A 16,283-nucleotide genomic window follows, 5' to 3' on the forward strand; every position below is an offset into this window, starting at 1 on the left:
GCTATTTCCCGCCCAGCGGCACCTGCCAGCGCGAATCCTTGAGCGTGCGCATCACGATGTAGGAACAGATGTCGCGCATGCCGGGCAGCCGGTTCAGCCGCTCCACGATGAAGCCGCTGAAGGCCGCTAGATTGCGACAGCGCACGTGCAACACATAATTGCTGGGGCCGGCGACGATATAGGCGGCGGCCACCTCCTCGAACTGCTGGATGCGGCCCATGAAGTCTTCGTGCCAATCCTCGCGCGCCCGGTCCAGCGTCACATGGACGATGGCTTCCAGTTCGTAGCCAAGCAGGGCTGGGTCCAATTGCGCGTGATAACCGCGGATCACCCCCTGGTTTTCCAGCGCGCGCACCCGCCGCAGACAGGCCGATGGCGACAGCGCCACCTGGTCCGCCAGGTCCTGATTGCTGAGCCTGGCGTTGTGCTGCAATGCGGAAAGAATCCGGCAATCTATCGCGTCGAGCTGCATTTGCAATTTCCCATCGATACTGATTAGTTCTAGTGCAGTTCCTGCGAAAAGCATGCCATCGGCAACGGCAACTTGCAATTTTTGGCGGAAGGCTTGGTGCTAGCATGATTCCAGGCTTGTTACCGCTCAGGAACCGTTCCATGTTGCTCGATATCAGTCCCCCGCTGCGCGCCGGCCTGCCGGTCTGGCCCGGCGACACCGCCTTCGACGCCAGCCCGGCCTGGCAGTTGGACGCCCACTGCCCGGTGAATGTGGCGCGGCTGACGCTGTCGCCGCACAGCGGCGCCCACGCCGACGCGCCGGCCCATTTCCAGGCCGCCGGCCAGGGCATAGGCCAGGTGGCGCTGGATGCCTATCTCGGCCCATGCCGGCTGATTCATTGCCTGTCCCCCGGCCCGCTGATCCGGCTGGAACAGATCCGCGCACGGCTTGCCGCCATGACCGGCCCACTGCCGCCGCGGCTGCTGATCCGCAGCTACGAACGCTATCCGCTGGACGCCTGGGATGCCGACTTCCCCGGCGTGGAGGCCGCCGCCATCGACTGGCTGGGCGGCCAGGGCGTGCGGCTGATAGGCGTCGACACCGCCTCGCTGGACCCGATGGACAGCAAGACCATGGATGCCCACCACGCCACCGCGCGCCAACGCATGGCCATCCTGGAACAACTGCTGCTGGAGCACGCGCCGGAGGGCGATTACGAGTTGATCGCGCTGCCGCTGAAGTTGATGAATCTGGACGCCAGCCCGGTACGCGCCGTGCTGCGGCCCTTGCCCGTTTCCACCCCTGTTGCGTAGGACCGACCCGCCATGACACATACCCGCGAAACCTGTCTCATCGCCGATCAGCAAGACCCGCTGGCCGGTTTCCGCCAGCAATTCGACCTGCCACCCAACACCGTCTACCTGGACGGCAATTCGCTGGGCGTGCTGCCCAAGGGCGCGCTGGAACGCAGCCAGCAGGTGATCAGCCGCGAATGGGGCCACGAGCTGATCCGCAGCTGGAACACTTCCGGCTGGTTCGAACTGCCGACCCGGCTGGGCGACAAGCTGGCGCCGCTCTTGGGCGCCGGCCCCGGCGAAGTGGTGGTCACCGACACCACCTCGCTCAACCTGTTCAAGGCGCTGGCGGCGGCGCTGCGCATCCAGCAGCAAGCGCATCCGGAACGCAAGGTGATCCTGTCCGAACGCGACAACTTCCCCACCGATCTCTACATGATCCAGGGCATGATCGAATTCCTGCAGCAGGGCTATGAACTGCGCCTGATCGACGAGGCGCTGCCGCTGGAGCAGGCGCTGGACGAGGACGTGGCGGTGCTGCTGCTGTCCCATGTCAATTACCGCACCGGCTATCTCTACGACATGGCCGCGGTCACCCGCAGCGCCCATCAGCGCGGCGCGCTGACGATCTGGGACCTGGCGCACGCGGCCGGCGCGGTGGAGGTGGGCTTGAACGCCGCCGGTGCTGATTTCGCCGTGGGCTGCACCTACAAATACCTGAACGGCGGCCCAGGCTCGCCGGCCTTCATCTGGGTGGCGCCGCGCCATCAAAACACATTCTGGCAGCCCTTGTCCGGCTGGTGGGGCCATGCCAAGCCCTTCGAAATGGCCACCGATTACGCGCCGGCCCAGGGCATACGTCGCTTCCTGTGCGGCACCCAGCCCATCGTGTCGCTGGCCTTGGTGGAATGTGGTCTGGACGTGGCGCGGCAGGTGGAGCCGCAGCAATTGCGCGCCAAATCGCTGGCCTTGACCGATTTGTTCATCGAACTGGTGGAGCAGCGTTGCGGTCGCCACCCCTTGACCCTGATCACCCCGCGCGAACACGCGCGCCGCGGTAGCCATGTCAGCTTCCGCCACCCCCAGGGCTTCGCGGTGATGCAGGCCTTGATCGCCAACGGCGTCATCGGCGATTACCGCGAACCGGAAGTGCTGCGCTTCGGCATCACCCCGCTCTACCTGAGCCATGCCGACATCTGGGACGCGGTGGAAATCCTGCGCGAGATCCTGGACAGCGGCAGTTGGGATAAACCGGAGTTCCACCGCCGCGGCGCGGTGACCTGAGAACCTGTTTACGATCTGCTGCGCGTCGGCGGGATGGATAGAAATGGGCGTTGAAACCAAGCTCAGTGCTCATATACCACGTGTACATTCCGCTTTTTCGCTCGTTTTCGCCTTGTCTCGCCCTAGCTCGCGAGATCGTCAACAGGTTCTGAGAGCTGTTCAAAACCTGCATCGCGCGCGGCCTGGCCGCGCGCCGCATCAAGCCGCCGCCGGCAGCCCCGCGCGGCGGTTCCAGGCGCAAGGGACGTCAGATCCCGCCAGACCGCGCCTTATAGACAGAGGAGAACATCATGAGCAGTTTCCAGGATATCAAGGATAGGGAGCAGGGCCTGCAGCGCCGGCTCAGCGCCGGACAGATGAGCATGATCGCCATCGGCGGCGCCATCGGCACCGGTTTGTTCCTCGGCAGCAAGTTCGCCATCGGCTTTGCCGGCCCCAGCGTGGTGCTCAGCTACGCCATAGGCGGCCTGATCACCCTGCTGCTGATGGGCTGCCTGGCGGAAATGACGGTGGCGCATGCCACCTCCGGCTCCTTCGGCGCCTACGCCGAACACTACGTCAGCCCGCTGGCCGGCTTCCTGGTGCGTTACAGCTATTGGGCCTGCATCGTGCTGGCGGTGGGCACCGAGGTCACCGCGGTGGCCGAATACATGCGCTTCTGGTTTCCCGACACCCCTCCCTGGATCTGGATCCTGCTGTTCTCCGGCGCGCTGATCGGCGTCAACGCCGCCAGCGTCAAGGCTTTCGGCACCGTCGAATACTGGTTCTCCAGCATTAAGATCTTCGCCATCGTCGCCTTCATCCTGATGGGCTGCTACCTGGTGTGGGGCAGCGGCAACCCGGCTTACGGCGCGCACAACTTCAGCGCCGGCGGCGGCTTCTTCCCCAACGGCGCCTGGGGCACCTGGGTGGCGGTGGTGATCTCCATCTTCAGCTATCTGAGCGTGGAAATGATAGCGGTGGCAGCCGGCGAGGCGGAGAACCCGGAGCAGGCGGTGCGCCAGGCCTTCCGCGCCACCATCGCGCGGTTGGTGGTGTTCTACCTGCTGTCCTTGAGCCTGATCATCGCCATCGTGCCCTGGGACCGGATCGGCGCCGGCAACAGCCCCTTCGTTACCGTGATGCAGGTGCTGAACATCCCCTACGCCGCCGGCATCCTCAACTTCGTGGTGGTGATCGCCGCGCTGTCGGCGATGAACAGCCAGCTCTACATCACCACCCGCATGATGTTCAGCCTGTCGCGCGCCGGCGACGCGCCGATCGCGCTGGGCCAATTGAACCAGCGCGGCATCCCGACCAACGCGCTATTGCTGTCCACCAGCGGCATCGCGCTGGCCACCGCGCTCTACGTGCTGTTTCCGCAGCAGGCGTTCACGCTGATGATTTCGCTGTCGATGTTCGGCGCGATGTTCACCTGGCTGATGATTTTCTACACCCATCTATGCTTCCGCCGCCATCACGACCGCGCGGGCGGGCTGGAGCTGCCGTTCAAGATGCGTCTGTTTCCCTACAGCACGCTGACCGGGCTGCTGCTGATGCTGGCGATCATGATCACCACCATCTTCACCGAGGTATTCCGGCTGACCCTGGTCTTCGGCCTGCCCTTCCTGCTCTTGCTGGTCATTCTGTTCCACAAGGTGCGCAAGCCGCGGCTGACGCCGGCGACGCAAGCGAATTAATGCCCGCCGCGCCCGGGTCGGAACACGCTTCCGGCCCGGGCGTCCCCACGCCAAATCCGCTAAGAACCTGTTCAAAGTCTGCTGCGCTTCAGCGATACGGCGTTGAAACCAAGCTCAAATGCTCATGTACCACTTGTACATTCCGCTTTTTCGCTCGTTTTCGCCTTGCCTCGCCCTTGTTCGCGAGACTTTGAACAGGCTCTAAGAACCGCTGCGCGGAACACACAACACCCTTTGCATCGCATCTGACGCCGCCATCGGATTCGGCATAGAATGTCCGACTCGATACCCGATCCGGATAGCCCGCCCCGCCATGCCCACCCCGTCCGATCTCGTCCCCGGCGCCAGCCTGTCCGCGCTATTGCGCGGCTTCGTCCGCCGCCACTGGCCTTACTATCTGCGCGCCGCGCTGATGCTGGCCGCCGTGGCGCTACTCACCGTGCTGATCCCGCGCAAGATAGGCGAGATCGTCGACCTGCTGGCCAAGCACGAACTCAGCGGCCCTCAGCTGCTGCATGAGCTGGGCTGGCTGCTGCTGTTCGGCGTGGTGATCTATTTGCTGCGCGCCGGCTGGCGGCTGCAGCTGTTCGCCGCCGCCTACCAGTTGGGCGTGGAGCTGCGTACCCGCTTGTACCAGCGCTTGAGCCTCCAGGGGCCGGGCTTCTACCACCATCAACGCACCGGCGACTTGATGGCGCGCGCCACCAATGACATCGACGCGGTGGAAATGGCCGCCGGCGAGGCGATGCTGGCCGGTTTCGACGGCAGCCTGACCCTGGTGATGGTGCTGGCGATGATGACCCTGGGCATAGACTGGCGGCTGGCCGCCGCCGCGCTGCTGCCGTTTCCGCTGATGGCCTTCGCCTTCTGGCGCATCACCCGCCGCGTGCACCAGGCCTGGGCCGGCTCGCTGCAAAGCTTCAGCCGGCTCAACGACCATGTGCAGGAAACCCTGAGCGGGGTGCGCACCCTGCGCACCCTGGGCCTGGAGGAGCGCAATAGCCGCGAGCTGGCCGGCCTGGCCGCCAGCGCCGCCGACAACAGCCTGCAAGCGCAGCGCTGGGAGGCGGCGTTCGAGCCGGTGGTGGGGCTGACCCTGATCACCGCCTCGGTGACCACCTTGGGCGTCGGCGGCTACCTGGTATGGCAGCAACAACTGACCATAGGCGCGCTGACCAGCTTCAGCATGTATCTGGGTCAGTTGATCTGGCCGATGTTCGCCGCCGGCTGGGTGCTGTCGTTGCTGGAACGCGGCCGCGCCGGCTGGAACCGGCTGGAACCGGTGCTGAGCGCGCCGGCCTCGGTGGACGACAGCGGCGCCGACGCGAGCGAGCCCAGCGGCGAGCTGCGCTGGCACGGCCTGGACTTCACTTATCCGGGGCAGGTCACGCCGGCGCTGCGCGCGATCGAGCTGCGCCTGGGACGCGGCCAGACCCTGGGCATCGTCGGCCCCACCGGCAGCGGCAAGTCCACGCTGCTGCGCCTGCTGCTGCGCCAATACCCGCTGCCGGCCGGCAGCGTCAGCTGGAACGGCGTGCCGCTGGAGGAATACAAGATGGACGCGCTGCGCGCGGCGATCAGCTGGGTACCGCAGGAGTCCTTCCTGTTCTCCGCCTCGGTGGCTGACAATATCGCGCTGACGCGGCCGGACGCCGCCGAGCGCGAGATCGAGCGCGTGGCGCGGCTGGCGGCGGTGCATGAGGACATCCTGCGCCTGGCCCAGGGCTACGCCACGCCGGTTGGCGAAAAAGGCGTGGCGCTGTCCGGCGGCCAGCGCCAGCGCCTGGCCATCGCCCGCGCGCTGCTGGCGGACGCGCCGCTGCTGCTGCTGGACGACGCCTTGTCGGCGGTGGACACCCAGACCGAAACCCAGATCCTGCAGCATCTGCGCGAAGCGCGCCGCGGACGCAGCGTGATCATCGCCAGTCACCGGCTGTCGGCGGTGGCCGACGCCGACCACATCATCGTGCTGCAACAGGGGCGCATCGCCGAAGCCGGCAGCCATGAGGTGCTGCTGCAATTGAACGGCTGGTACGCCAGCCAGTGGCGCTATCAACAACTGGAGGCCAGCCTGGATGAAATCTGATCAATCCGCGATCAACCGCAGCCGGGCGCTGGCCCTGCTGCGCCAGGCCGCCGCGCCGGAAAAGCGCCATGTGCTGTGGGGCACGCTGTGGCTGATCGCCGCCGCGCTGCTGGAGGCGCTGTCGCCACTGCTGGGCAAGGTGTTCATCGACCGCTATCTGCTGCCGCGCGCGCCGCAGTGGCTGGAAATGGGCCTGCTGCTGTTCGCCTGTCTGCTGGCCGGCTACGCCGCTTCCAGCCTGCGCTATCTGCAGCTGGTGCGCCTGTCCGGCGTGGCGATGCGCTCGGTGCAAAGGCTGCGCGAACAGGTCTACCGCCACGTGATCCGGCTGCCGATGGCCTTTTTCGACAAGGCGATCACAGGCCAATTGGTCAGCCGCGTCACCAATGACACCGAGTCGGTGAAAGCCTTGTACGTGCAGGTGCTGTTCGTGATGCTGGACAGCAGCATCGTCGTCGTCGGCGTGATGGCGGCGATGGCCTGGCTGGACTGGCGGCTGATGCTGCTGGCCGCGCTGCTGCTGCCGGCGATGCTGGCCATCGTCTGGCTCTACCAGCGCTGGAGCGCGCCCTCGGTGACGCGCGCCCGGGCGCTGCGCAGCGACATCAACGCGCAGATGGCCGAATCCATCGCCGGCATGAGCGTGCTGCAGGCCAGCAACGCCGCCGGACGCTTCGCCCAGCGCTTCGACCGCGCCAACCACAACTACTACCGGGCTCGCATGGCCGAGCTGACCGCCAATGCCTGGCTGCTGCGTCCGGCGCTGGACCTGCTCAAGGTGCTGCTGCTGGCCGCGGTGATCTATAGCTTCAGCCAGCGGCCGCTGGGCGCGCTGCAGATCGGCGTGCTCTACGCCTTCATCAGCTATATCGGCCGCATGGTGGACCCGCTGATCCAGATCACCATGCAGTTCAGCCAGCTGCAGCAAGCGGTGGTGGCGGCGGCGCGGGTGGATGCGCTGCTGCAGGAGCCCGCGGCGGCGGCCGACGGCGGACAGGGCCGCATCGGCCAGGGCGCGGTCAGTTTCCGCCGGTTGAATTTCGCCTATCAACCCGAACACCCGGTGCTGCGCGACTTATCGCTGGAGATTCCGGCCGGCGGCTTCATCGGCATCGTCGGCCACACCGGCAGCGGCAAATCCACCTTGCTGTCGCTATTGCTGCGCTTCTATGCGCCGCAAGGCGGCGACATCCTGATCGATGAGCAGCCGCTGACGTCCTTCAACGACGCGGCCTTCCGCGACGGCGTCGGCCTGGTGCCGCAGGAGCCCTTCCTGCTGGCCGCCAGCGCGCGCGACAATATCGCCATGGGCCGGCCACTGTCGCAACAACAGATCGAGGACGCCGCGCGCGCCGCCGGCGCCCACGAACTGATCCTGGCGCTGGAGCAGGGCTACGACACCGATATGGGCGAGAGCGGGTCGCGGCTGTCCAGCGGCCAGAAGCAGTTGATCGCCATCGCCCGCGCACTGGCCGGCAAGCCGCGCATCCTGCTGCTGGACGAGGCCACCTCGCATATCGACAGCGAAACCGAACAGCTGGTGCAGCGCGCGCTGGAACAATTGCATGGCCAGATCACGCTGATCTCCATCGCCCATCGCCTGTCCACCATCCGCGACGCCGACCGCATCATCGTGCTGAATCACGGCCAGATCGCCGAAACCGGCGACCATGAGGAGCTGATGACCCTGGGCGGCATTTACCAACGGCTATACTTGCTGCAGCAATTGCAGCCGGAAGCCGGCTGAGCGAGCCCATCCGCCATGCACCGTTTCCCCGCCCTGCCCGCGCCCGAGGCGCTGATCGACACCCATTGCCACCTGGACGCGCCGGAGCTGGCGCCAATGCTGTCCGCGGTGCTGCAACGCGCGCGCGCCGCCGGCGTCGGCCAGATCCTGGTGCCGGCGGTGCGCGCCGACACCTTCGACACGGCCGCCGCCATGCGCCGCGAACACGGCTGCTGGATAGGCTTCGGCCTGCATCCCATCTATCTGGAACAGCATCTGGACGAACATCTGGAACAGCTGGAGCGCGCGCTGCGCGAGCAGCGGCCGGAAGCGGTGGGGGAAATCGGCCTGGATTTCTACCTGCCGGAGCTGGACCCGGCGCGGCAGGAGGCCTTGTTCGTCGAACAACTGAAACTGGCGCGCAAATACGCGCTGCCGGTGGTGCTGCATGTGCGCCGCTCGGTGGACCGCGTGCTCAAGCATCTGCGCGAGCAACGCGTCGAGCTGGGCATCGCCCACGCCTTCAACGGCAGCCCGCAGCAGGCGGACGCAATGTTGCGCCAAGGCTTGAAACTGGGCTTCGGCGGCGCGATGAGCTACTCCGGCTCGCAGCGCATCCGCCGGCTGGCGGCCACGCTGCCGCTGTCCGGCCTGGTGCTGGAAACCGACGCACCCGACATCCGCCCGGAATTCGCCCAGGACCGGCCCAATGAACCGGCCCATCTCGCCGCCTTCAGCGCGCTGCTGGCCGAGCTGCGCGGCCTGCCGGAACCGGAACTGCGCCGCGCCTTGCGCCGCAACAGCCTGGACGCGCTGGGCATCGCCGGCTGAGCCATGGCGCAGCGTGAGCGCGACTCACCGTGCAACGCTTCACGACGCGCAGCAGATCGTAAACAGCTTCTTAGGTGCGGAAGCGCTTCAAATTGGTGTCCAGATCGACCGACAGCTGCTGCAATTCCTGCGACAAGCGGCTGGCCTGGCCGGACGCCTTGGCGGTGCTCTCGTTCATCTGCGCCATCTGCTCGACATTGTTCGCCACCAGCTGGCTGGCGTGACTCTGCTCCTTGATCGCGTTGGCGATGTCGGTGATGCGTTCCACCGAGTGCTGCGACAGCTGATGGATTTCACGCAATGCCTCCGCCACGCTGGAGGTGCTGCTGACCCCGCTTTCGATGCGGGCATTCGCCTGCTGCATGCTCTGGTAAGCGCGCTGGGTATCGGTCTGTACCCCCTCGATATGGGTGGAGATCTCGGCGGTGGCCTGGCTAGTACGCTCGGCCAGCTGACGCACCTCGTCGGCCACCACCGCGAAGCCGCGCCCCATCTCGCCGGCGCGCGCCGCCTCGATCGCCGCGTTCAACGCCAATAGATTGGTCTGGTCGGCGATGTCGCGGATCACCCGCACGATGTCGCCGATATCGCTGGAGCGCTGGTTGAGCTGGTCCATCACGGCCGAGGTTGCGGTGATGCCGCTGGCGATCAGCTGGATTTCGCTGGCCGCGGTTTCCGCCAGTCCATTGCCTCGATCCGCCTGCGCCATGGTCTGGCGCGCCTGCTGCTCCACATCGCGGGTATTGTCGGCCACCAGATTGATGCTGACCGACATCTGCTCGATCGCCGCGGCGCCGCTGGCGGCGGACTCGGCCTGATTGGCCGAGGCATTGGACACTTGGTGGCTGACGTCGGCCATCTGCCCGGACGCGCCGGCCAGATGGGTGGCGTGACCCTGCGCCTCCTGCACCAGCCGGCGCACGGTGCCGACCAGCGAGGCCAGCGACTCGCCGACGCTGCCGAGCTCGTTGCGGCCAAAGTCCGGCAAGGCCAGGTTCAAATCGCAGGTTTGCGCCAGCTGCTGCGCGGAATCGCGCATCTGCAGCAGCGGAATGCGGATGGAGCGGATGATGTACCAGGACACCACCAGGCTGGCCAGCAGGCCAATCACCACCGTGCTCAGCAACTGACTGCGCACCGCGTCGGCGGACGCATCGATCTGGCTGCGCAACTGCGCCACCGCATCGGAACCGCCTTTTGCCAGCTTGGCGCTCACATCCTCCATCTGGTGGATGCTGCTCTTGTACTGGTTGAACGCGCTATTGGCATCACTGGTGCTGGCGATCTCATGCTTGTCGATCTTGCCGGCCACCGCCTTGAAACCATCGGCATAGCTGTTGAGCAGGCCGTCCAGCGCGCTCAGTTGCTGGGTGGAATCACCGTTGAGCGGATGAGTGCCGGCATTCTTGATCGCCGCGTGCGCGCCATCCAGCGTCTTGCTCCATTTCTCGCTGTACTCCGCGCGCTTGGCGTTGTCGGCCAGATTAATGAAATAGTCCTTCTCGAAGCGCCGCAAGTTGCCCATGTGCTGCTGCAGCTCCACCACATCGCGGTAGAAGGCCAACTCATGGGTGCTGACAGCCTCCACCCGGCTGGAAATACTGCCCAGGCCAATGAAGGCCAGCATTCCAGTCACCAACAGCGCGACCAGCAATAAGGCGAAACCCAGGGTAATCCGGGCCGCAATCGTCATGTTCCGCATTTATACACTCCCCAACCAAACTATGTTTTTTTTGGATTCCCGCCGATTCAAGTTCGCGGTTTCGCGGCGATTGTAAACCAAGCCGTTTGCGGCGTTCGCCGCATGACTACGGCAAGTTTCACAGTCTGCCTACCGCATGCGCGATGGACGCAAAAAAAGCCGTCAGCATGAGCTGACGGCTTCCTTTTGGCTGCGCGCGAGGTCTACTGCGGCTGACGCGACAACTTGAAGGTTCTGGCAAAGCCCAATACACAGACGAAGAATAGTCCGCTCAAAAAGATTTCGCCCCATGCAAGTTGTTGCGACAGGCCGCGATCGGCCCAACCGCGCATCACACCCTCGGTGAAATAGGCCAGGATGAACATGCTGGCCCATTGGTAGGTGTACAGACGCTGGCTCAGGATGCCGCGCAGCGGCAACAGCAGCACCGCCGCCTTCAGCGCCAGCAAGGAACCGCCTGGACGCAGCGGCGCCAGCCACAACTCCCAGGCCAGGCACAGCAGGATCAGCGCGATCAGCGAAGCCGCCGCGCCATAATGCCAAACATTGCGGCTCATGGCCGGTCCTCCAACATCGCGCGTTCCTTCTTGCGGCCCAGGAACACCGCCATGAAAATGCCCACCTCGTACAGCAACCACAACGGCACCGCCAGCAGCGTCTGCGACAACACGTCCGGCGGAGTGACGATGGCGGCGACGACGAAGGCGCCGACGATCACATAGGGCCGCCCCTGACGCAGCTTGTCCACCGATACCACGCCCATGCGCACCAGCAGGATCACCACCACCGGCACCTCGAAGGTGACGCCGAAGGCGAGGAACATGCCGAGCACGAAGGATAGGTATTTATCGATATCGGTCATCATGCTGACCCCGACCGGCGTCACCGCCGACATGAAGCCGAACACCACCGGGAACACCAGGAAGTAGGCGAAAGCCATGCCGGTGAGGAACAGCAACAGGCTGGCCACCACCAGGGGCAGCACCAAACGCTTCTCGTGATGGTAGAGCCCGGGCGCGACGAAGGCCCAGATCTGGTACAGGGTATTGGGCAGCGAGATCAGGAAAGCCACCAGCATGGTCACCTTGACCGGCACGAAGAACGGCGCGGTGACATCGGTGGCTATCATGTTGGCGCCTTGCGGCAACGCGTCCAGCAAGGGCTTGGCCAATAAATGGTAGATATCGCCCGACCAGTGGAACAGGCCGAGAAACACCAGCGCGACGCCGAGCAGCGCCCGCACCAGGCGGGTGCGCAGCTCGATCAAATGCGCGAGCAAGGGTTGTTCATTCATTCGCGGGGGTTTCCAATGGAGTCAGGTTGGCGTGGCTGGCCGCCCGGCCTGCCGGGCGGGCTCAATGCGCCGCCGGCGGCTCGGCCGGCTGCGCCGCCGCGGAAGCGGCGGGCTTGGCCGGCGGGATATCGTCGAACAGATCCAGTTGGTTCTCGTCCTTGGCCGGCGCGGCCTCGGCCTGCTCCGGCGGCGGGTCCAGCAAATCCGGCTGCAAACCGCCATGGATGGCGTTGGCCGCTTCCTCCACCGGCGCGCGCGCCTCGTCCGCCAGCGAACGCAGTTCGGCGCTGTTCTGCTCCATCGCCTCGCGCACGCCCCGCACTTCGGCGTCGATCTGGCCTTTGAACGAGTGCGCCGCGTCCTCGATATCCTGACGCAGCTCGTTCAAGCCGGTCAGATTGGCCTGCTGCTGGATGTCCGCCTTCACCGTGGCCACGAAGCGCTGCGCGCGGCCTACCAGCGCACCCAAGGTGCGCGCCACCGTCGGCAAGCGCTCCGGCCCCAATACCACCAGGGCCACCACGCCTATCAACAGGATTTCGCCAAAGCTGATTTCAAACACGCTAGAGCCGCCCGCGCCTTATTTCTTGTCGGCGTCGCCGTCGATGATGCGGCCGGTTTCAGCCGGCTTGTCCTTGGCGGCCTTGTCGTTCTCGCCGTTCATGCCTTCCTTGAAGCCCTTGACCGCGCCGCCCAGATCTTCACCGATATTGCGCAGTTTCTTGGTGCCGAACACCAGCACCACGATCAGCAGAACCACCAACCAGTGCCAGATGCTGAAAGAACCCATGATTCACTTCCTTATCAAATCGAATTAGTACGCGGAGGCCGCCCGGCCTCCCGCTGCGGCCGCGTGGGCCAATCAGTTCTTGTGGCCGAACACATGCACGTGCAGGTGGAACACTTCCTGCCCGCCGCCGCGGCCGGTATTGATGCCGGTCTTGAAGCCGCCCTCCAGGCCCTGCTCGCGCGCCAGCTTGGGTGCCAGCGTCAGCATCTTGCCCAGCACCGCCTCGTGCTCGGGGCCGCAATGGGCCAGCGAATCCACGTGCTGCTTGGGAATCAGCATGAAATGCACCGGGGCGATTGGACGGATGTCGTGGAAGGCCAGCACATCGTCGTCTTCGTAGATTTTATTGGCCGGAATCTGCCCGGCCACGATTTTGCAGAAGATGCAGTCTGTCATTATTGTCGGCTCTCGCTCAATCTTAAGGGGTGGGCGCGCGGGAGGCTTTTTCGTCCAGGCCGGAAATGCCTTCGCGCCGTTTCAACTCCATCAGCACGTCTTCTGGTCGCAGGCCATGGTAGGTCAGCAACACCATGCTGTGAAACCACAGATCGGCCACTTCGCGCACCAGGTGCAGCTTGTCCTTGTCCTTGGAGGCCATCAGCGTTTCCGCCGCCTCTTCCGCCACTTTCTTCAAAATGGCGTCCTCGCCCTTGTGAAACAGGGAGGCCACGTAGGAAGACTGCGAACTGGCCTCGCGCCGCGCTTCCAGCGTATCCGCTATGGTTTTCAGCACATCCTGGCTCATGTCTCTCCTCCTTTAACGCCGCAACCCCGGCAAGTATATGTCGTTCCGATGGCAAAACGATAACAATCGCCTCGCCGGCTGCCATTCTAACGGCCAGCCGCCGCAAGGCGTTGACCGCGCGCAAGTCAGCCCTTGCCGTAGATGGCGTCCGGATCCTTCAATACCGCGTCCACCACTTCCCAGTCCTGCCGCGCCGGGTCGAAGCGACGATAGAAGCAGCTTTCGCGACCGGTATGGCAGGCGATGCCGCCGGCCTGCTCGATCTGCATCACCACCACGTCGCCGTCGCAATCCAGCCGCAGCTCCTTGACGCTTTGCAGATGGCCGGAATCCTCGCCCTTCTTCCACAGCTTGCCACGCGAGCGGCTCCAGTAATGGGCCACGCCGGTTTCGGCGGTCAGTTCCAGGCTTTCCCGGTTCATCCACGCCACCATCAGCACCCGGCCGCTGGCGGCGTCCTGGGCAATCGCGGTGACCAGGCCCTGGCCATCCCATTTGACTTCATCCAACCAATTCATGGTTCACCTTTAGAAGGCCGCGCGCCTTGGCTATGAGTGGCGGCGCGGCAAATGATTCAGCGCGGCGCCCGCTTCGCCTCAAATTAAGACGCCGGCAAGAGTGTCGATCGGAAGGCGCTCACAGCCGCACTTCGATGCCGGCGTTCCGCATTGCCTGTTTGGCCTCGCCCACGGTGTGTTCGCCAAAATGGAAAATGCTGGCGGCCAGCACCGCGTCGGCCTTGCCCAGCTTGACGCCGTCCACCAGGTGCTGCAGCGTGCCGACGCCGCCGGAGGCGATCACCGGAATCTCCACCGCTTCCGACACCGCGCGCGTCAGCTCCAGATTGAAACCTATCTTGGTGCCGTCCCGATCCATGCTGGTCAGCAGGATTTCGCCGGCGCCCAGTTGCTGCATTTTGCGCGCCCACTCCACCGCATCGATGCCGGTGCGGTTGCGACCGCCGTGGGTGAACACTTCCCAGCGATCGTTTTCCGGCGTCACCGCCTTGGCGTCCACCGCCACCACGATGCACTGGTTGCCGAAGCGATCCGCCGCGTCGCTCACCAGCTGTGGATTGCTCACCGCCGCGGTATTGATGCTGACCTTGTCCGCGCCGGCGCTGAGCAGGCGGCGGATGTCCGCCACTTCCCGCACGCCGCCGCCCACGGTCAGCGGAATGAATACCTGTTCCGCCACCGACTCGATCACATGCAGGATGATGTCGCGCTGGTCCGAGCTGGCGGTGATGTCGAGAAAGGTCAATTCGTCCGCGCCCTGCTCGTTGTAGCGGCGGGCGATTTCAATCGGATCGCCAGCATCGCGTAAACCCAGGAAGTTGACGCCTTTGACGACGCGACCCGCGGTCACGTCCAGACAGGGGATGATGCGTTTGGCAAGCATATGGGGTCCGGCAAACGGCCAACCGGCCCGAACAGTGCGTACGGGCCGGCGGCTTGATGAGTCAGAAACAGGCTATCAGTCCGACAGCTCGTCGGCCAGCGTCTGCGCGGCGGCGAAATCGATGCTGCCCTCGTAGATCGCGCGGCCGGTGATGGCGCCTTCAATCCCCTCGTCCTCCACCGCGCACAAGGCGCGGATGTCGTCGAGATTGCTGAGGCCGCCGGAGGCGATCACCGGGATGGTCAAGGCCTGCGCCAGCTTGACGGTGGCGTCGATATTGACGCCGTTCATCATGCCGTCGCGGCCGATGTCGGTGTAGATCACCGAGTTGACGCCGTAGTCCTGGAAGCGCTTGGCCAGATCGGTCACGTGGTGGTTGGTGATCTTGGCCCAGCCGTCTATCGCCACCATGCCGTCCTTGGCGTCCAGGCCGACGATGACCTGGCCGGGAAAGGCGTCGCAGGCATCGTGCAGAAAGCCCGGCGTCTTGACCGCGGCGGTGCCGATAATCACGTAGGACAGGCCCATGTCCAGGTATTTCTCAATGGTGTCCAGATCACGGATGCCGCCGCCCAGTTGCACGGGGATTTCATTGCCGACCTCGCCCAGAATGTCGCGGATCACCGCCAGATTCTTGGGCTTGCCGGCGAAAGCGCCGTTGAGATCGACCAGATGCAGGCGCCGGGCGCCTTGATCGCGCCAATGGGCGGCGACTTGCACGGGGTCGTCGGAGAAAACGGTGGCATCGTCCATCACGCCCTGTTTCAGGCGTACGCATTGACCGTCTTTCAGGTCTATCGCGGGTATGAGCAGCATGGTGCTAAATCAAACGTGAGTTAAACACTGCCATCCCAGGCCAGGAAGTTCTTCATCATCTGAAGGCCGGCCCGGTGGCTCTTTTCGGTGTGGAACTGGCTTGCGAAGATGTTCCCACGACCGACAATACATGAAAACCGCTCTGGATATTCACTTTCCGCCAGCGTCAGGCCCGCATCGGCCGGCGCGAAGTGGTAACTATGCACAAAATAGAAACGCTCGCCGTCGGCGATGCCGGCGAACAAGGGATGGACCGCAGTTTGGAACACCTGGTTCCAGCCCATGTGCGGCACTTTCAGCCGTTCGCCCTCGGCGTCGCGCAATCCGGCGGCAAAGCGCGCCACCTTGCCGGGAAACAGGCCCAGGCCTTGGGTCGGCCCCTCCTCGCTTTCCTCGAACAATAGCTGCGCACCGACGCAGATGCCAAAAAACGGCTTGTTCTTGGTGCTTTCCCTTATCGCCTCGGCCAGCCCGTGCTGGTTCAGCTCGCGCATGCAGTCCGGCATCGCGCCCTGGCCGGGAAAAATCACCTTGTCGGCCTTGAGCACGGCCTCCGGCGCGCTGGTGAGAAAGATCTCCGCGCCGATATCGTTGACCGCCTGCGCCGACTTGAGCACCGAATGCAGATTGCCCATGCCGTAATCCACTACTGCAACTTTCATCGCCATCCTACAAGTTCGC

18 protein-coding genes are annotated in these 16,283 nt (G+C 64.7%); 6 read left to right on the forward strand and 12 right to left on the reverse strand.

Going from position 1 to position 16,283, the window contains the following annotated elements; genetic code table 11:
- Position 1: 1 nt before the first annotated feature.
- Positions 2-472 carry an Lrp/AsnC family transcriptional regulator gene (locus tag ACE3QM_RS01185; RefSeq protein ID WP_231462305.1) on the reverse strand — a complete coding sequence of 157 codons (471 nt, stop codon included), beginning with the start codon at positions 470-472 and terminating at the stop codon, positions 2-4.
- 140 nt (positions 473-612) lie between these two features.
- Here ACE3QM_RS01185 and kynB point away from each other — a divergent pair, with 140 nt between their 5' ends.
- The 6 genes from kynB (at position 613) to ACE3QM_RS01215 (ending at position 8,854) form a co-directional block, all read left to right on the forward strand.
- Positions 613-1,266, forward strand: a complete 654-nt coding sequence (kynB, locus tag ACE3QM_RS01190) for an arylformamidase (protein ID WP_231462303.1) — start codon at positions 613-615, stop codon at positions 1,264-1,266.
- Positions 1,267-1,278: 12 nt separating this feature from the next.
- A complete protein-coding gene (gene kynU / locus ACE3QM_RS01195) occupies positions 1,279-2,532 on the forward strand; it encodes a kynureninase (RefSeq protein ID WP_231462302.1) in 1,254 nt (417 codons plus the stop codon).
- A gap of 290 nt (positions 2,533-2,822) precedes the next feature.
- The gene (locus tag ACE3QM_RS01200; protein ID WP_374419652.1) at positions 2,823-4,211 is read left to right on the forward strand and encodes an amino acid permease; all 1,389 of its coding nucleotides are present in this window, start codon (positions 2,823-2,825) and stop codon (positions 4,209-4,211) included.
- 313 nt (positions 4,212-4,524) lie between these two features.
- Positions 4,525-6,297 (forward strand): ABC transporter transmembrane domain-containing protein, encoded by a 1,773-nt coding sequence (locus ACE3QM_RS01205; RefSeq protein WP_374419654.1) that lies wholly within the window; start codon positions 4,525-4,527, stop codon positions 6,295-6,297.
- Entirely contained in the window at positions 6,287-8,044 is a 1,758-nt protein-coding gene (locus tag ACE3QM_RS01210; RefSeq protein WP_374419656.1) for an ABC transporter ATP-binding protein, read from the forward strand. The genes ACE3QM_RS01205 and ACE3QM_RS01210 overlap by 11 nt, the downstream gene beginning before the upstream one ends.
- Before the next feature lie 15 nt (positions 8,045-8,059).
- Complete coding sequence (locus tag ACE3QM_RS01215; protein ID WP_374419658.1) at positions 8,060-8,854, forward strand: TatD family hydrolase; 795 nt, start codon at positions 8,060-8,062, stop codon at positions 8,852-8,854.
- Between the two features lie 70 nt (positions 8,855-8,924).
- On the opposite strand, the gene ACE3QM_RS01220 is transcribed toward ACE3QM_RS01215, so the two are convergent.
- The 11 genes from ACE3QM_RS01220 to hisH form a co-directional block, all read right to left on the reverse strand.
- Positions 8,925-10,547, reverse strand: a complete 1,623-nt coding sequence (locus ACE3QM_RS01220) for a methyl-accepting chemotaxis protein (protein ID WP_374419660.1) — start codon at positions 10,545-10,547, stop codon at positions 8,925-8,927.
- A 212-nt stretch (positions 10,548-10,759) separates the two neighbouring features.
- On the reverse strand, positions 10,760-11,113 hold the full coding sequence (locus ACE3QM_RS01225; RefSeq protein WP_048408020.1) for a DUF2069 domain-containing protein: 354 nt from the start codon (positions 11,111-11,113) through the stop codon (positions 10,760-10,762).
- Positions 11,110-11,850: a twin-arginine translocase subunit TatC gene (gene tatC / locus ACE3QM_RS01230; protein ID WP_374419662.1), complete on the reverse strand. Its 741-nt coding sequence runs from the start codon at positions 11,848-11,850 to the stop codon at positions 11,110-11,112. Before tatC ends, ACE3QM_RS01225 begins: the two co-directional genes overlap by 4 nt.
- Positions 11,851-11,911: 61 nt before the next feature.
- On the reverse strand, positions 11,912-12,412 hold the full coding sequence (gene tatB, locus ACE3QM_RS01235) for a Sec-independent protein translocase protein TatB (protein WP_048408018.1): 501 nt from the start codon (positions 12,410-12,412) through the stop codon (positions 11,912-11,914).
- Between the two features lie 18 nt (positions 12,413-12,430).
- Positions 12,431-12,640 carry a Sec-independent protein translocase subunit TatA gene (gene tatA / locus ACE3QM_RS01240; protein WP_043589548.1) on the reverse strand — a complete coding sequence of 70 codons (210 nt, stop codon included), beginning with the start codon at positions 12,638-12,640 and terminating at the stop codon, positions 12,431-12,433.
- Positions 12,641-12,712: 72 nt separating this feature from the next.
- Positions 12,713-13,036 carry a histidine triad nucleotide-binding protein gene (locus ACE3QM_RS01245; protein ID WP_048408017.1) on the reverse strand — a complete coding sequence of 108 codons (324 nt, stop codon included), beginning with the start codon at positions 13,034-13,036 and terminating at the stop codon, positions 12,713-12,715.
- Between the two features lie 22 nt (positions 13,037-13,058).
- Positions 13,059-13,385 (reverse strand): phosphoribosyl-ATP diphosphatase, encoded by a 327-nt coding sequence (locus tag ACE3QM_RS01250; RefSeq protein ID WP_043589545.1) that lies wholly within the window; start codon positions 13,383-13,385, stop codon positions 13,059-13,061.
- 125 nt (positions 13,386-13,510) lie between these two features.
- On the reverse strand, positions 13,511-13,903 hold the full coding sequence (hisI, locus tag ACE3QM_RS01255; protein WP_048408016.1) for a phosphoribosyl-AMP cyclohydrolase: 393 nt from the start codon (positions 13,901-13,903) through the stop codon (positions 13,511-13,513).
- A 118-nt stretch (positions 13,904-14,021) separates the two neighbouring features.
- Positions 14,022-14,786 (reverse strand): imidazole glycerol phosphate synthase subunit HisF, encoded by a 765-nt coding sequence (hisF, locus tag ACE3QM_RS01260; RefSeq protein ID WP_231462295.1) that lies wholly within the window; start codon positions 14,784-14,786, stop codon positions 14,022-14,024.
- Positions 14,787-14,861: 75 nt separating this feature from the next.
- The gene (gene hisA / locus ACE3QM_RS01265; protein WP_374419666.1) at positions 14,862-15,602 is read right to left on the reverse strand and encodes a 1-(5-phosphoribosyl)-5-[(5-phosphoribosylamino)methylideneamino]imidazole-4-carboxamide isomerase; all 741 of its coding nucleotides are present in this window, start codon (positions 15,600-15,602) and stop codon (positions 14,862-14,864) included.
- A 20-nt stretch (positions 15,603-15,622) separates the two neighbouring features.
- On the reverse strand, positions 15,623-16,264 hold the full coding sequence (hisH, locus tag ACE3QM_RS01270; RefSeq protein ID WP_374419668.1) for an imidazole glycerol phosphate synthase subunit HisH: 642 nt from the start codon (positions 16,262-16,264) through the stop codon (positions 15,623-15,625).
- Between the last annotated feature and the right edge of the window lie 19 nt (positions 16,265-16,283).

Origin of the sequence: Chromobacterium sp. (assembly GCF_041912965.1) — a bacterium.
GTDB classification, from domain to species: Bacteria; Pseudomonadota; Gammaproteobacteria; order Burkholderiales; family Chromobacteriaceae; genus Chromobacterium; species Chromobacterium aquaticum.

Bases quoted from the DNA above. Each gene is read 5' to 3' on its own strand.
- hisA (WP_374419666.1), bottom strand. From the start codon at position 15,602: ATGCTGCTCATACCCGCGATAGACCTGAAAGACGGTCAATGCGTACGC.
- hisI (WP_048408016.1), bottom strand. From the start codon at position 13,903: ATGAATTGGTTGGATGAAGTCAAATGGGATGGCCAGGGCCTGGTCACC.
- ACE3QM_RS01245 (WP_048408017.1), bottom strand. From the start codon at position 13,036: ATGACAGACTGCATCTTCTGCAAAATCGTGGCCGGGCAGATTCCGGCC.
- ACE3QM_RS01215 (WP_374419658.1), top strand. From the start codon at position 8,060: ATGCACCGTTTCCCCGCCCTGCCCGCGCCCGAGGCGCTGATCGACACC.
- ACE3QM_RS01225 (WP_048408020.1), bottom strand. From the start codon at position 11,113: ATGAGCCGCAATGTTTGGCATTATGGCGCGGCGGCTTCGCTGATCGCG.
- ACE3QM_RS01185 (WP_231462305.1), bottom strand. From the start codon at position 472: ATGCAGCTCGACGCGATAGATTGCCGGATTCTTTCCGCATTGCAGCAC.
- ACE3QM_RS01205 (WP_374419654.1), top strand. From the start codon at position 4,525: ATGCCCACCCCGTCCGATCTCGTCCCCGGCGCCAGCCTGTCCGCGCTA.
- hisH (WP_374419668.1), bottom strand. From the start codon at position 16,264: ATGAAAGTTGCAGTAGTGGATTACGGCATGGGCAATCTGCATTCGGTG.
- ACE3QM_RS01210 (WP_374419656.1), top strand. From the start codon at position 6,287: ATGAAATCTGATCAATCCGCGATCAACCGCAGCCGGGCGCTGGCCCTG.
- ACE3QM_RS01220 (WP_374419660.1), bottom strand. From the start codon at position 10,547: ATGACGATTGCGGCCCGGATTACCCTGGGTTTCGCCTTATTGCTGGTC.
- kynB (WP_231462303.1), top strand. From the start codon at position 613: ATGTTGCTCGATATCAGTCCCCCGCTGCGCGCCGGCCTGCCGGTCTGG.
- tatC (WP_374419662.1), bottom strand. From the start codon at position 11,850: ATGAATGAACAACCCTTGCTCGCGCATTTGATCGAGCTGCGCACCCGC.
- hisF (WP_231462295.1), bottom strand. From the start codon at position 14,786: ATGCTTGCCAAACGCATCATCCCCTGTCTGGACGTGACCGCGGGTCGC.
- ACE3QM_RS01200 (WP_374419652.1), top strand. From the start codon at position 2,823: ATGAGCAGTTTCCAGGATATCAAGGATAGGGAGCAGGGCCTGCAGCGC.
- ACE3QM_RS01250 (WP_043589545.1), bottom strand. From the start codon at position 13,385: ATGAGCCAGGATGTGCTGAAAACCATAGCGGATACGCTGGAAGCGCGG.
- tatA (WP_043589548.1), bottom strand. From the start codon at position 12,640: ATGGGTTCTTTCAGCATCTGGCACTGGTTGGTGGTTCTGCTGATCGTG.
- kynU (WP_231462302.1), top strand. From the start codon at position 1,279: ATGACACATACCCGCGAAACCTGTCTCATCGCCGATCAGCAAGACCCG.